Origin of the sequence: Micromonospora sp. MP36 (assembly GCF_008119785.1) — a bacterium.
Taxonomy (GTDB): domain Bacteria; phylum Actinomycetota; class Actinomycetes; order Mycobacteriales; family Micromonosporaceae; genus Micromonospora.
Map to the genome: position 1 here is coordinate 1 of NZ_VSFA01000284.1, position 783 is coordinate 783.

Annotated in this window: 1 pseudogene; it reads left to right on the forward strand. The window is 69.0% G+C overall.

The window, feature by feature from the left end:
* Nucleotides 1-380: 380 nt before the first annotated feature.
* A pseudogene (locus FXF52_RS41185) lies at nucleotides 381-783 on the forward strand (hypothetical protein); the annotation flags it as partial.

Consider the following 783-nt stretch of genomic DNA (forward strand, 5'->3'; position numbering starts at 1 on the left):
GAAGAACTGCTTCAACTGAACCACCACATAACCGCGGGGTCCCTTTCCGCCGCGCCACGGCGGAAAGGGACCCCGTTCCCTCGGCGTCACCGCCGCCCGGATCGTCGCGGTCGTGGCCCGTCCGGGATCTCCGGAGGGGACCGCCAGCTTCCGCCCTCGCCGAGGCCCTTCGCCAACCCTGGTACCCCCTGCGGCACACCGTTCCCCCTGCGGCCGGCCGCACCACCCGCACCCTTATGCGGGTTTTTTTCGCATACGCGCACGAGGTGAAGAACCTTCTCATACGGTGTTCTTCAGCAGCTACAACCGATTTGTAGCGAAGGCCGCCTCGCCGTGGCGAAGCGACCTTGTCGGGTACAAGGAGAGGGCAGAGAGCTCCGATGTCCAACTACCTTCGTAATAACGATGACGCCAGCCGTGAGACGACCTCCCCGATCCGGCGTCGCCGGGTCTGGCTCGCCACGGGCGTCGTGGGCCTGACGGGAGCGGTCAGCCTCGCGGGTGTGGCCTACGCGACCACCGGGGCCGTGGGCCCCCACCGGCTCGCCGACGTGAAGTGGTCGACCGCTCAGCAGCTCACCAGGGACGACGCCAAGGGCGAGGAGAACGCCAACCGGGACGAGGAGGGCCGCGACGGCAAGGAGCGCGGCGACCAGGACCGGGGCAAGCGTGGCGAGGAGCGGGACGAGCACGGTCGGGTGCGGGAGGTGCCCTGCAGCGACGAGAAGCTCGTCGAGGCCATCGACCTGGCCAACCGGGACCACGGCGGCACGCTGAAGCTGG